Origin of the sequence: Streptomyces sp. WM6386 (genome assembly GCF_000972385.1) — a bacterium.
Classification (GTDB): Bacteria; Actinomycetota; Actinomycetes; order Streptomycetales; family Streptomycetaceae; genus Streptomyces.
On the sequence record NZ_JXTE01000024.1, the window covers coordinates 1 to 13,476 of the forward strand.

Consider the following 13,476-nt stretch of genomic DNA (forward strand, 5'->3'; position numbering starts at 1 on the left):
GTGCTGGTGGCGGGGCGGCGGGGCGGGTGTGGGATGGAGGAGGAGGCCGCCGCTCGGGTCGTGGCGTTGTTCGACGGGGACCGGGGCAGTCGGCGGGCCCTGGGGCTGGCCCGGCTGGCTCGGGCGTTGGCCGTGTTCGGGGGTGACGACAGCTGTGGGGCCGAGCGGGTCGACGAGGCCGCCCGGCTCATCGGCGTCGCCGCGCGGCCACCCGTGCCGCCCGGCTCCGGGCTGCCCGCCGACCGCGGTCCCGTCACCCACGACGGCGACGGCGAGCGGCGGCCCGAGCCCGGGCCCGCGAAGCCGGAACCGGTCTCCGACGACGGCCCCGCGGACCGGATACCCGGCGCCGCCGTCGCCGTGCCCGCCGGACCCGCCGAGGCTCTGGACACCTTCGCCGCCGACACCGGAGACGGCGTCGGCTCACCCTTCCCCGAGGACGACGCCCGGTTCCTGCGGGAGTTCGCCCCGCTGCGGATCCCGTGGCAACGGCGCCCGGAGCCCAGTTCGGCGCGCGGTCCGGTGATCGGCGTACGGTCGGCCACCACCCTGCGCGACCTCGCCTTCGTCGCCACCGCCATCGAGGCCGCCAAGCACCAGAACCTCCCCGGCCGCCGCGCCCTGCGCACCGACGGCGACGGCCGCCTCGTGGTGCTGCCCGGCGACTTCCGCAGCTACGCCCGGCTCCCCGTCGCGGAACGCATGCTGGTGCTGCTGCTCGACCACACCTGCCGCCGCGGCTGGGACTGGCAGCCCGCCCTCGCCCCCTACCTTCAGTGGGCCTACACCGGACGGGCCTCCATCTGCATGGTCGAGGTCGGCAACCGGGACGCGGCACACGAGCTCAAGGCCGACCACTTCGTCGCCCGCAGCGTCCTGGACCCCCGCGTCGGCCGTGCCCTGCACCGCCCGGCCGGGCGCAGCAGCCCCCTCGCCCACGGCCTGGCGATGACCGACCAGTTGCTGCGCCGCGCCTTCCAACAGCGCTCCAACCTCGTCGAGGCATGGCTGGTGGTCGTCTCCGACGGTCGTGGCAATGTTCCGCTCGACACCGGCACGGGCGACCGGCTGCCCGGCCCGGTGCGCCGTACCGGCATCGAGGACGCGCTCTCGGCGGCCGGCCGGATCGGCGCGATGGGGCGGATGCGGCTGCACTCCGTGGTCGTGGACGCCGCCCGCCAGCCGTACCCGGACCTGACGTTCCAACTCGCCGACGCGCTCGGCGGAGTGACCGTCGCCGGGCGTACCGCACGGGGGGTGACCGGTGTCCGCTGAACCGTCCGGCCCCCGCGGTCTCGGCGGGGCGATCCCGCTGGGGCCCGGCATGCCCGCCCGGCCGCCGGCGCCCGAGCCGCTGGCCGCGCCGCGCCCCGCCGCCGTACCGGATCATGTGGCCGAGCCCCAGGAAGCCGTACGGCTGCCCGCCGCACCCGTGGACCCGGACGCCCGGCTGCCCGCCGGGTTCGCGAAGCTCTCGGTGCAGCGGGCCTACGGTGAGCCGGGGCAGGACGCGTTCTGGCTGACCGGGCACAGCGGTGAGCTGGAGAGCCGTCTCGACTCCGAGTACACCCGGCTGCGCCCGGACGACCTGGTGCTGCACAACCTGCGGCCGGGCAGCTCGATGCCGCCGAGCGAGATCCTGCTGGGGCTGGCCGAATGGTCCCAGGGCCAGGACCCCCTGGTCCGCTGGATCAATGTGCTGCGGGCCCGGCACGGTGCGGAACTGCAGCTGGTGATCTGGGACGACACGGACTACGACATCCCCTGGGAGCTGCTGCATCTGACGGACCACCAGGAACACGGGCTGGTCGCCGGGATCCTGGGCGCCCTGGTGACGGTGGTGCGCTGGACCACCGTCCGCGAGGCCGGGACCACCCCCTTCGGCACCCCGGCGTCCTGCGCGGGCCATGTCCTGGGCTACTACGCCGAGCAGATGAGACGGGACGTCGAGGTGTTCGAGGAGTATGTGCACCGCGCGCACATCGGCACCCCGCGGACCTTCCTCACCGAACTCACCCGGCCCGACCTCGGCGCCGGCCTCGTCTACATGGGGTGCCACGCCGAGTACGGCGCCCGTGCCCACGAGGTCAGGATCGCCTCCGTCAGCTGGAGCGACCTCAACCGGCAGGCCATGCCCGCGCTCCGGGACGGGTCCACCCTCGTCTGCCTCAACGCCTGTGAGTCCGGGCGCCTGTTCGACAACCGTGGGCGTGGGGAGAACGCCCTGCGGGGCTTCGCCGAGCTGTTCCTGCGCAAGGGGGCCGGCGGCTGCATCGCCACGTCCGGGAAGGTCGGCGACGACATCGCCCATCTGCTGATCAAGGAGCTGGTGGGCCGGGTGTGCGCCGACCCGGACCTGCCCGTCGCCCGTGCCCTGCGCGAGTTCCGGGCCAGTGCCGTGGCCCGGTTACCCGACCCGCTGTCGTGGCTCGACGTCGGCAGCCGCGCCTACACCGAGCGGCAGCAGGAGATCCTGCTGGTTCTCTACAGCTTCATGTTCCTCTACTTCGGACATCCGCTCACCACGCTCAGGCTGCGGGTGCGCGCCCAGGAGGTGAGGGCATGACCGGCGACGCCTCCTCCTTGCTGGTCGAGCCGCTGGTCGGCTGGCCCCGCAAGGCGCAGGCCGGGCAGAGCTATCTCGTCACCGTCGACCTCAACGGCCCGGCGGGGGACGAGGACTGGCCCTACGAGGAGGAGGAGTTCGACTTCGGGGTGGCCCTGGACGGCGCCCCGCACTTCGTGTGCGAGGCCCTGAGCGAGCCCAGCGTGGTCCTGCACCGCTTCGGCGGCACGTACGGCCCGGCGCGTTTCGTGGTGACCGCCGACCGCACGCCCGGGCCCGGCACGATCTGGCTGACCATCACCAACCGCTGGGGGGTGCCGGTCCGTACGGTCGAGCTGCCCAGCGAGATCGTCGCCGAGACGGTGCCCGCAGGACCGGGACAGATCGTGGTGCCCTCGGCGAACGGCCGCCCCGCCACCCTCCCCGGCTCCACCCGTCCCGGCACGCTCCCCGCTCCCCGCCCCTCCGACCCCTGGTCCCCCGACCACGTCACCATCAGCTACGCGGGCTCCCACCGTGCCTGGGCCACCTGGACCGCGCACCAGCTTCAGCGGCACGGCTGCCGTACCGATCTGCTGCGCTGGGACCCGCCGCCGGGCGTCCCGCTGAACTGGCTGCTGAGCGATCTGCTCGGTGCCCCGGGCCGCATTCTGCTGCTCCTGGACGAGGGGTATCTGCGGCTCGGCCACCGCACCGAGGCCGAGTGGGCCGGGGCGCTGGCCGACGTGGTCGCCCCGCGTCTGGACCGGTTCGCGGCGGTCGACCTGTCCACCCGTGCCCTGCCCGCCTCGGCCGCTGTACTGGGCCCGCCCGCCCTCAGGGACCTGGACCCGGCGGAGGCGCTGCGCCGGCTGCTGGCGGCGCTCGGTCTGGAGCACACCGAGCCGGACGCCGAGGAGGACGTACCCGTCGCGCCGCGCTTCCCGGACGCGCCGCCGGCGGTGTGGAACGTGCCGCGCCGCAACTTCCGCTTCACGGGCCGCGATCCGGTCCTGGAGGAGCTGCGCGCCCTGTTCGAGAGCGGCGGTCCGGCCGGGGCGCGGGTGGCACTGCGCGGGATCTCGGGGGTGGGCAAGAGCCAGATCGTGATCGAGTACGCGCACCGGTTCGCCAACGAGTACGACGTGGTCTGGTGGATCAGCGCGAGCTTCCGGGCCACCGCCCGCCAGCAGTTCGCCGACCTCGCCGACCGGCTCCAACTCACCGACGCCCGGGCGCTGGGCGAGCGGGTGCGCGCGGTGCGGGAGGCGTTGCGCACCGGCCGCAGGCGCTGGCTGCTCATCGTGGACAGCGCCGACGACATGGAGCAGGTCGACGACCTGCTGCCGGAGAGCGGCGGCCATGTCGCGATCACCACCCTCACCCGCGGCTGGGCGGCCTCGGGCGGGGTCGCGGAGATCCAGGTGGACCGGTTCACCCGGGCGGAGAGCGTCAGTTACGCCCGCCGGCACGTGGAGCGGCTCACCGAGGAGGAGGCCGACCAACTCGCCGAGGCCGTGGAGGACTTCCCGCTGCTGCTCGGGCAGACCGCGGCCTGGCTGGAGGCCAACAGCCCGGTGCCGGCCGCCGATTACATCGGCCGGCTGCGCGGGGCGGACGCGGACGTCATCGGCATCCAGGTCTCCTCCGACTACCCGATCGGCTTCAGGACCAGCTGGGCCATCACCCTCGACTCCCTGGAGCAGGACAACCCCAAGACGACGGAACTCCTGCGCCTGTTCGCCATGTTCTCGCCCGGCTCGATCCCGGTGCGCCAGCTCCAGCACGCCCGCCCCGGCGACCTGCCGCCCCATCTGGCGGAGCTGGCCGCCGACCCGGTGCGCTGGCAGCGGGCGCTGGCCCGGCTGGCCGAGTCCACCGCCGTACGCAGGGACTTCGTGCAGACCTCGGACGGCGACACCTATGTCGACAGCGTGGAGATGCACCGCCTCTACCACCGCTTCCTGCGCCGTACGCTCTCCCCCGCCGACCGTGACGAACTGTCCGCGGTGGCCTGCCGGGTGCTGGTCTCGGCCGATCCGCAGAGCCCCTCCGACGTGCGCGCCTGGCCGACGTACGCCGGACTGCTGCCGCATCTGTATCCGTCCGGCGCGCTGGAGAGCGCCGAGGACTCGGTGCGCGAACTCGTCCTGAACTGCATCGAGTACCTGCGGCTGCGGGACGAGGAGAGCACCGGACTCACCCTGTGCGAACAGGTGCTGGCGCGCTGGCGGGTACGGCTGCCGCCGACCCATCCGTCGATGCTGGTCCTGGTCCACCAGCACGCCAACATGCTGCGACGCTGCGGGCGTTACCGGGAGGCGGAGGCCGTCGGGCGGGCCGTCGTGGAGCAGCTGGAGTACGAGCGGGCGCCCGACGACGCGGACCTGCTGCGGGCCCAGGTCGGGCTCGGTGGGACCTTGATGGCGCTGGGCCTGTTCGAGGAGGCGCACCAGCTCTGCGACCGGGTGTGGCGCGCGTACGACGCCCTGGAGGGGCCGGAGGCGCCGCACACCCAGGGGTCGCTGCACAATCTCGGCGTCGCCCTCGGGCTGCTGGGCCGCTATCTGGAGGCGGCCGCCGTCCACCGTGAACTGCTGGCCCTGCGGGAGCGGTTGCTGCCCCGCAACCATCGGCTGACCCTGCTCACCGGTCTCACGTACGCCCGTTCGCTCAGGCTCCTGGGACGCCACCGGGAGGCCGCCGCGCTCCAGGACACCAACACCCGGCTGCACCGCGAGACCATGGGCGAGTACCACACCCAGACCTTGCTGGCCCTGCACAACCAGGCTCTGTGCCTGCGGCGTTCGGGCGACTACGAGGGTGCCGGGGCCCTGTTGCGCGGACTCGTGGAGCAGTGCCGGCAGTTGCAGGGCGCACGGCATCCGATGACGTTGATGATCCAGGCCGACCACGCCTCCTTCCTGCGTTCGCACGGCGATCCCCGCGAAGCCGCCGAGCTGACGCTCCAGGTCTCCGAGGACTACCGGCATCTGCTCGGCGAGGACCATCCGAACACCGTGGGCGTGCAGGGCAACCTGGGGCTGGTGTTCTGGCGTCTGGGGGACCACGCGGGGGCTCGGCGGCTGGTGGACCAGGCGCTGCGCGGGATGACGGCCGCGCTCGGCGCCGACCACCCGTGGACGCTCGGCTGCGCCCTCAACACGGCGGCGGTACGGCGACTTTCGGGGCTTGAGGAGGAGGCCCTCGCCAGGCGCGAGGACACCCTGCGCCGGGCGCGGGGGGCCGTCGACGAGGGGCATCCGCTGCTGCTGGCCTGCGTGGCGGCGCTGTCGACGGCCGCGGACGAGCCGCCGTACTGGGACTTCGAGCCGCAGCCGATCTGAACCGCCCTTCCGGAGCCGAGTCCTGGGCTCCGGCATGACCCCTCCATGCCATGAACGAGAGGAACGGTCTGTACCGCCTCGCCGCGACCGACGTCTCCTGACCGGTCTCAGTCGTCCGAGGAGCGGCAGCCCTTCGGGAACTCGGTGTCACCGTCAGGAGTGGCCAGGAAGAACACGTCGATCCTGACGTTCCCGGAGGGCCCGCCCTTCCAGTAGCCCCGCTTCGGAGCGTTTCTGAAGCGGGGCATCTCCTTGGTGATGACGGAGTTGACCCGCTCGGCGGCCGCCTGCCCCGGGCCCGGCTCCGGAGCCGTACCGAAGGAGAGCACAAAGCCCGCCGTACGGCCGTCGACGCCGGCCGAGCGGAGCTGCTCGGTGAACTGACCGCGCACGGAGGCGGCACTGCCCGTCTTCACGGTGAAGCTGCAGGGCTTGAGCACCAGCCCCTGCTCCGCGACCTGGGCGCTCTCCGACGGACTCGCCGTCTCGGACGGGGTCGGGGAGGGGCCCGGTGGATCGGGCCGTTCCTGCTTGGGCAGGGAGCCCAGCGCGATGACGAACAGCAGCAGCAGGAGGTCGGCGAAGAGCCAGCCGGCGAGCAGGACGGTACGCCCCGACCCGCTCCGCCCGGGTCGGTAGGTCACGAGCGGCCCCCGCGCGGTGGGTCGGCGTTGCGGCGGTGGCCGTTGAGGAGCTCCAGTTGGTCGACGAGCTGCCACATGCTGTGTGTGGAGTCGACGAGGTTGTCCGCCCGTTGGGTGAACACCAGCAGCGAGTCCCCGAGCCGCTGGGCCAGTTCACGGACCGCGGCGACGGCGAGGTCGTGCCGGTGGATCTCCTGGCCGGTGGCCTCCTGGGCGCGCCGCAGGTCGGTGACGAACGCGTCGAGGGTGGACCTGAGCTGTTCCCCCTCCCTGACCGTCAGTTCCCTGACCCTGATCAGCTCCCGGGCCAGCTCGTTCGGCGGGAGCAGTGACCGGACCAGACCCGTGAGTTCGTCGACCGACTGTGTCCAGCCGTCCAGCGCCGTCTGGATCCGGCTGCCGGGTCCGGTCTCCAGGACCGTCACGATCTCTTCCGATGTGCGGCGCAGCGCGCTTTCCAGATTGACGGTGCTGGCCAGCAGCTGGGCGGCCAGGCGGTCGGCGCTGCCGTTGTCCAGTGGTTTGCCCGCCGGGCGGGCGGCGGGCGCCGCCAGCAGGAACGTCGCCCGGGCCAGCTCCGTGGCCAGCCGTGCCCGTTCCTCCTCGCGCGAGAGCTGCTTCTCCCGGATGTTCTGCAGGACGTGGAGCCCGATCGTCAGCGCCACGACCAGGACGATGAGCAGGGTGACATGGACCGCGGACGTCCCCAGCGTGACGGTGGTCGGCTCGGCCGGGTTGCCCTTGGGGAAGCCGCGGGCCCAGCCGAGCAGGAAGGGGTCGCTGCTCTTCTGGTCGTCGTAGGCGTCGAGGGCGTCCCGCAACCGCCACCAGGTGAGCGCGATGGGCGCGAACACCAGCACGTCGCGCAGCACCCCGAGCCACCCCTCCACGCTCGGCCAGCGCTTCGGCTGGGCGTCGGGGAGCAGCACCTGGGGCGGGTAGGCCACGACCAGGTCCGCGCCGGCGAGCGTGACGCCACCGGTGTCCAGGTCATCCGCGACGAGGTCCAGGACCGAGGTGTCCGTGCCGTCGGCCCGGGCCCGGTCGGCGAGTGTTCTGATCCGTGCGGCGACATCACCCAGCCCCGTGCCGGGTCCGGGTGCGGACCGGGGTGCCGGGACGGTCGCGTTCACGGTCATTTGCCTCTTCATTCCATGTCATGCGGTGTCATTCGGTCGAGGTCGGGCGTGAGACGGGGATCAGAGGGACGTCCAGACGATGTAGCCCACGGCGGCGAGGATGATGGTGAGGATGATGATCACAAAGGCCGTGTTCACGGGGTCCAGTCCGCCGAGCACGGACCGCTCCGCCGACCGCCGGTCGGCCCGCCTCTCGGGGGCATGCCTCTCGTCCGGCTCGGGATGCGGCCGCCAGGCCTGCGGAGGGCGGGCCTGAGGGTCGGCGACGGGCCTCGGCGGGGGCCTTTCGGCCCGGGCCGCGCTCCGGACGGACGGGGCGGTGAGCGCGTAACCCTCGTCCCGCAGCAGCAGGTCGGACAGGGCGTACCGGACCCGGGTCTCGGCCGCTTCCTCCCCCGCCCGCCACAGTGCGGCCGTGAGGAGCCCCAACGGTGCGTCGTCCCCGGCGCGTTCCACGACGGCCCAGGCGTCCGCGGCCTTGAGCTGGGGGCCGTAGGCGGCGGTGAGCAGAGCCGTGTAGCAGTCGACCTCTGTCGCCTTGTCCCCGCGGGCGGCCGCTTCGATCTCGGCACGCAGCAGACCGCGCTCGAACCACGCCCGGGCGACCTTCTCTCGTGCCTTCTTGTCGGTTCCGGCGCCCAGATGGCGGCGCAGCACGAGGGCGGCGGCGCCCGGGTCGGGGCCGGCGCTCCGGTGGACGAAGTCCAGCAGGGCGGACGCGGGGGACGGTGCGAACAGCCCCTCGCGGTCCAGGTGGGACACCTCCATCCCGAGTGTCAGGGCCATGCCCACCAGATACATGGCCCAGGGTTCCGACAGGTCGAGGCCTTCGCTCGGCACCCGGCTCAGGAACTCGCCGGCCACCCACTCCGGGCGGGGCCGTGCCTGTGCCGTCTCCTGGATCAGGTCCGCCGGACAGTTCCGGGTCAGACAGACGACCACGGCTTCTCGCATGGCGGTCTCGCGCAGTTCGGGATGGCGCACGGACCGCGGCTCGTTGTGTCCCCACCGACTGACCACGTCGATGAGCAGATGGGCGGGCTGTTCGCGCAGTTCCCCGGAGAGTCGCAGGCTCGCGCTGCTGACCTTGCCGCGCGTCGAGGCCCTGCGCAGCACATCGTCGTCGAGGAGGAGGTCGAGCGGGAGCAGGTCGTCGACGATCCGGCCGTCGACGACCGGTACCGACCGCCGCCACGCCGTGACGTCGTCGGCCGTGGCGACCCCGGCACTCGGCCGCACCCGGTGCACCGCCGCGTACCCGGCGTCCAGATACAGCTCCACCAGTTGCGCGGCGAAGCCGGTGCCGTCCGCATCGAGCGGTGCGACGGCGGGTTCGACGCGCAGCCGTTGGTTGACGTAGTACGACTGCGGCGGCCGGGCGGAGAGGAAGACCACCCGCGGTTGATGGCCGCCCACGTCGGTGGTCTCCCGGCCGGCGAAGGTCCATGGCCGACCGGGCACCGGTCCGAGGATGTCGTGCACCGCGGTCATCATCGGCAGGGCGTATTCCGGCCGGGTGATGAAGGTGAAGTCGGCGCCGGGCGCGCGGAGCGCATGGGCGACGGCCGCGGTCAGCTGGTCCTTCGGGATGTCCCGCACCGCCGCGCGCAGGCCGTCCAGGCCCGGCCCCGCGGCATCGCGCAGCTCCTCGATGCCGAGCGGGGCGAGCCGGGCGTCCGGTCCCTGCGGTTCGCGCTCGCGCCAGCCGGACCAGTCGTGCAGCCCCAGGGCCAGGGCCGCGTCGATCAGGTGCGGGTCGCCGACCAGGGCATGGGTCAGGGTGGCACCGGCACGGCCGTGCGCGTTGCGTGCGGGGAGCTTGCGCAGTACGGCGGCCTCGTCCTCGAAGACCAGATGGACCAGGCCCGCCCGTGTCTCGCCCGGGTCGTCGGCCTCGTCCTTGGCGGCCCAGACGCTCGGCAGCCGCCCGGTCCAGCGGTCCAGGGTCGGCGCTCCGGAGTCGGCCACGGGGCGCACCCCGGCGTTGCCTGCGCTGTCCCGTTCGGCCCAGCCGAAGAGGATCTGATGGACGGCGGTCATCCGACGGCTCCCTGACCGAGGTCGGTGGGTCCGAGGACCCCGCACATGGCGAACAGCGCGAGCAAGGGTTTGAGGGTGCGACGCGGGGCGAAGCCCCCATGGGGAGAGCGCTGGACGCCTTCCTCGTCGATGGCGCCGTGGCCGGTCGCGGTGGCGAAGTGCAGGGTCGAGGGGGCGCAGCGGGCGAAGGGCGCGAGCCAGCCGCGGGCACCCCGGGAGCTGAGGAAGGCATAGGCGTCCTCGCTCTCCGCCTCCACGGTGCGCAGTTCCAGTTCCTCCTCGGGCGAGGTGTCCCTGAACCACCGCTCCACCAGGGCTTCGTGATGCCTGAGCAAGTCGCTCTTGCCGACCACGACGGCGGCGGGCAGCGGCATGAACTCCTCCCCCTCGTACCCGCGCAGTCGCGCGATCTTGTTCAGTACGACGTCGAAGGACGGGTCGCCGGTGACGCTTCCGGAGGAGCCGGTGAGGCCGCGGATCCGGCTCGGGTCGACGACGAAGACCAGGGCGCCGGCCGCGCCGAGGAACGGCACCTCGGCCTCGTGGTTGGCGAGCCACTCGCCGGAGACGTCGAAGAAGGCCACGGCGAAGTTGCGTCCGGTCCTGCTGCTGTGGACCCACAGGGCGTCGGTGAACTCGGGCGGCCCGGCAGGCGTACCGGGGATGCCCTGGCCCTGGTCGAGGAAGGGGCGGACGACGTTCTTCAGGTACTCCTGGTGCTTCTTCAGGTCGAGTCCGCCGACGACCAGTCCGAGCCGTGACATCCGGTCCGCGTCCGAGAGCATGCCCACCATCGCGGCGAGCAGATGACTCTTGCCGGCCGCGGACTCGCCCACCACTCCGATCACGAGCGGATGGCCGAAGTCGCCGTATTTGCCGGGCAGGACGTGCGGTTCACCACCGCCCTCGCACAGCCGGTAGGCGTTGAGCGTGCGCTGGCTCCAGACCACGTCGTCCTCGCCGTCCCGGCGGACGAGGGGTTCCGTACGGTTGTCGGCCGTCATGGTGACGATCTGGGCCCGCGCCCAGTCCACCATGTTCAGGCAGATGGGGCACCTCACCTGTGCTGCCATGTCGTCCTCCTCACCACACCAGCGCGGCGACGAGCGCCACCACGGCCACGACGGCCACCAACACGATCACTCCGGTCACGGTGGCCCCACGCGTGGTGGCGGGGCCCGCGTAGGTATGGGCGGGCGCGCGCGACACCCGGGGCGGTGGCGGCGGAGCCAGGACCCGTTGGCGGTACGCCCGCTGCCGGGCGCGCAGTTCGTGGAAGCGTCTGCGGGCCTCCATCTCCACCTCGACCGGTGTGTGGGGGCGGGCCGTCTCCGGCTTGACCGATCCCCCCTCCCAGCGGGTGCGCAGGGTGAACCCGCTGATCCGGTGCCGGGCGGAGTCGGTGAAGACCCCTTCGAGGAGGTTGCGCAGACTGCTGTCGAGGAGTCTGACCCGGCCCCGCATCTCAGGGGTCGCGGCGGCGTCCTCGCCGGTCGCCAGCTGGAAGATCACCGCACCGGCGGGGTACACGTCGTCCCGGCAGTCGGCCTTGCCCAGGGCCGCCGTCTGTTCGGGGGACCGCCACGGATCGGTGCCCACCGCCGCGCCGCGGTCCTCGCCCTCGTGCACGGCGATGCCGGACTCGGTGAGCTGGACGGATTTGCCGTCCCAGAGCAGCGCCTCGGGCCGGATGTCACGGTGTACCACGCGTAACTCGTTCAGCTTGGTGAGGACGGCGATGATGCCGTCCACCGCACTCCACAGCTCCCCGGGAGGGAGCGGGAGTTCGTCGCGGAGCTCGGACAGCGGGCGGCCCCTGCGGACGGCGACCAGGAAGGGGGCCCGGCCGTCCGGCCGGTGACCTATGACCCGGCTGAGCTCGGGCGGATAGCTGGTGACGCCGAGCCGGCGGACCAGCAGGTCCGCGAACCTGACGGCATTGGCCAGCTCCCGGCGGGCCTGGTCGGTGTAGGCGATGCGCTGCACGACCCGCTCGCCGCCTCCGTGCACCAGGACGCCTCGGCGTTCCCGGAACCCGTCCCTTGTTTTCTCCCCCTGATCGAAGTCGATCTCGAAGATCGACTTCTCGGCACCGCGGCCACCACAGGTGATCATTTCCAGACGCTCGATCAAGCCCGCCCCCGATAAGTGTGCTGCGCAATCCGAAAGTACACCCACGGGACGGCTCGGCAAGTACTCTTCTTGCGAACCACCGCACACACAGGGGAAGTTGGCTCGGGGGACGAGATATGGCCGGTCCGACCTGGAAACAAATGCGCGACGACGGTGTATTCGAATTGTTGGGCGAATTATTTCCGGACGTGACGAGCAGTCACGCCCTTTTGGAAGACCTCGGTGTCAACCCGGCGATCCTGCTTCCCTTCGCCCCACCGCTGACCGCCGCCGACTGGTGGCGCGGCACGTGTCAGGCCCTGGACCGGGGCCGGGTCGCGGGAGTGAGGCCGTCCGACCTGCTCGTGGCGGCGGCGGCCAGGTACCCCGGCCACACGGAGCTGCGGAACCTGGCCGGCGGCGCCGCGCCGGCCGCGCCCGTGCGGGTGCTGTGTCTGATGTCCGCACCGCTCGACGAGGCCCGGCTGCGGCTCGGCGCCGAGCAGCGCGTCATCCGGGAGGCCGAGGCCCGCTCCGCGGGGCGCCTGGCCGTGACGGTCCATCCCGCCACCCGGATCGCCGACATCCTGCCGCAACTCGACGCCGTACTCCCGCAGATCGTGCACTTCGCCGGGCACGGCACCGACGACGGCCGGCTGCTCTTCGAGGACGAGACGGGCGCCTCGGCGGCGGTACCCGTCGAGGCACTGACCCCCGCACTCGGTCTGCACGCCCCGCTGGACTGTGTGGTCCTCAACTCCTGCTGGACGGCGGCGTACGCGGAGGGGCTCCTCAAGTGCGCGCACACCGTGGTGGGCACGGTGAGTGAACTCGACGACGAGGCGGGACTCGCCTTCGCGGAGGGCTTCTACATCTCGCTCGCCCATTCCCCCGACATCGAGCGGGCCTGCGCGGCCGGGCGCGCGGCACTGCGGCTGAACGGCCATTCCCCGGACGATCTGCGTCACATCTCCCGTACGGAAAGCGGCACATGACGGGTCCTCAGCAGGGCGGCGGGCTCGACGAGTCCGTGGCCACCTCCGCCCCGCCCGAAGTGTCCAGCGCCTTCGACCGCGGCCAGCAGCGTGGGGAGAACCCCCAGGTGGCCGGCGCCGACGGACCGGCCTCCACGACGCTGGACTCACGCTGGCTCGGTACCTGGCGGCGGCCGGGCGACCGTCGCCGGGCGCCCTGCCGGGTGTGCGGACACACCTTCCGCCTGGACGACACGGTCTATCTGCGCCATTCGGCGGACGGCAAGCTCGCCGACGTCACCCATCACCTGCGCAATCTGCCGTGCAGCGGCCACGCGACGCCTTCGGAGATGCCCGACCCCCGTGCGCAGGCCGCGTTCTTCCGCGGGGTGGACGCCGCCGACCCGTCGCCGGACACCCTGCACACCATGCGGCTGATGCCCGACGACCCGGCCCTGGGACACCCCCGACAGCGCAACGCCTGTTTCGTGTGCCGGCACACGTTCCGGCTCTTCGAGACGGTCGTCGTCTGCCCCTGCTCCCCCCAGGACCGCGGTTGCCTCAAGGCGGTCCACCAGGATCCGGCCCGCGGCCTCGGCTGCTTCGAGCAGTGGCGCAGCGACCTCAAGGTCGTCCAGTGCCCCATGAACTTCCGTACGCTGAAGGGGAGTTGAC

General features: G+C 72.5%; 9 protein-coding genes and 1 pseudogene. 5 read left to right on the plus strand and 5 right to left on the minus strand.

The window, feature by feature from the left end; translation table 11 throughout:
* The 3 genes and pseudogenes from TN53_RS17125 to fxsT form a co-directional block, all read left to right on the plus strand.
* Positions 1-1,275: pseudogene (locus tag TN53_RS17125) on the plus strand (hypothetical protein); the annotation flags it as partial.
* Entirely contained in the window at positions 1,265-2,566 is a 1,302-nt protein-coding gene (locus TN53_RS17130) for a CHAT domain-containing protein (protein ID WP_052745212.1), read from the plus strand. The pseudogene TN53_RS17125 and the gene TN53_RS17130, both read left to right, overlap by 11 nt.
* Complete coding sequence (fxsT, locus tag TN53_RS17135; protein ID WP_052745213.1) at positions 2,563-5,892, plus strand: FxSxx-COOH system tetratricopeptide repeat protein; 3,330 nt, start codon at positions 2,563-2,565, stop codon at positions 5,890-5,892. The genes TN53_RS17130 and fxsT overlap by 4 nt, the downstream gene beginning before the upstream one ends.
* Before the next feature lie 107 nt (positions 5,893-5,999).
* Here the strand turns inward: fxsT and TN53_RS17140 are convergent, their stop codons facing one another.
* The 5 genes from TN53_RS17140 to TN53_RS17160 are packed head-to-tail and all read right to left on the minus strand — an operon-like array spanning position 6,000 to position 11,830.
* Positions 6,000-6,536, minus strand: coding sequence for a hypothetical protein (locus tag TN53_RS17140; protein WP_046259380.1), 537 nt, complete (start codon positions 6,534-6,536; stop codon positions 6,000-6,002).
* Positions 6,533-7,675, minus strand: coding sequence for a hypothetical protein (locus TN53_RS17145; protein WP_046259381.1), 1,143 nt, complete (start codon positions 7,673-7,675; stop codon positions 6,533-6,535). The genes TN53_RS17140 and TN53_RS17145 overlap by 4 nt, the downstream gene beginning before the upstream one ends.
* Before the next feature lie 60 nt (positions 7,676-7,735).
* Complete coding sequence (locus TN53_RS47295) at positions 7,736-9,715, minus strand: hypothetical protein (protein ID WP_046259382.1); 1,980 nt, start codon at positions 9,713-9,715, stop codon at positions 7,736-7,738.
* A complete protein-coding gene (locus tag TN53_RS17155) occupies positions 9,712-10,788 on the minus strand; it encodes a TRAFAC clade GTPase domain-containing protein (protein ID WP_052745214.1) in 1,077 nt (358 codons plus the stop codon). The genes TN53_RS47295 and TN53_RS17155 overlap by 4 nt, the downstream gene beginning before the upstream one ends.
* A gap of 10 nt (positions 10,789-10,798) precedes the next feature.
* Positions 10,799-11,830: a protein kinase domain-containing protein gene (locus TN53_RS17160; RefSeq protein ID WP_046259383.1), complete on the minus strand. Its 1,032-nt coding sequence runs from the start codon at positions 11,828-11,830 to the stop codon at positions 10,799-10,801.
* A 158-nt stretch (positions 11,831-11,988) separates the two neighbouring features.
* Between TN53_RS17160 and TN53_RS44090 the strand changes: the two genes are divergently transcribed.
* Both TN53_RS44090 and TN53_RS17170 read left to right on the plus strand, forming a co-directional pair.
* Entirely contained in the window at positions 11,989-12,822 is an 834-nt protein-coding gene (locus TN53_RS44090; protein ID WP_267886542.1) for a CHAT domain-containing protein, read from the plus strand.
* Positions 12,819-13,475 (plus strand): hypothetical protein, encoded by a 657-nt coding sequence (locus TN53_RS17170; protein WP_046259384.1) that lies wholly within the window; start codon positions 12,819-12,821, stop codon positions 13,473-13,475. Before TN53_RS44090 ends, TN53_RS17170 begins: the two co-directional genes overlap by 4 nt.
* Position 13,476: the final 1 nt, after the last annotated feature.

What these genes read in the sequence shown, in the direction of transcription:
- fxsT (WP_052745213.1), top strand. Translation starts at nt 2,563, where the DNA reads ATGACCGGCGACGCCTCCTCCTTGCTGGTCGAGCCGCTGGTCGGCTGG.
- TN53_RS17145 (WP_046259381.1), bottom strand. Translation starts at nt 7,675, where the DNA reads ATGACCGTGAACGCGACCGTCCCGGCACCCCGGTCCGCACCCGGACCC.
- TN53_RS47295 (WP_046259382.1), bottom strand. Translation starts at nt 9,715, where the DNA reads ATGACCGCCGTCCATCAGATCCTCTTCGGCTGGGCCGAACGGGACAGC.
- TN53_RS17155 (WP_052745214.1), bottom strand. Translation starts at nt 10,788, where the DNA reads ATGGCAGCACAGGTGAGGTGCCCCATCTGCCTGAACATGGTGGACTGG.
- TN53_RS17160 (WP_046259383.1), bottom strand. Translation starts at nt 11,830, where the DNA reads ATGATCACCTGTGGTGGCCGCGGTGCCGAGAAGTCGATCTTCGAGATC.
- TN53_RS44090 (WP_267886542.1), top strand. Translation starts at nt 11,989, where the DNA reads ATGCGCGACGACGGTGTATTCGAATTGTTGGGCGAATTATTTCCGGAC.
- TN53_RS17170 (WP_046259384.1), top strand. Translation starts at nt 12,819, where the DNA reads ATGACGGGTCCTCAGCAGGGCGGCGGGCTCGACGAGTCCGTGGCCACC.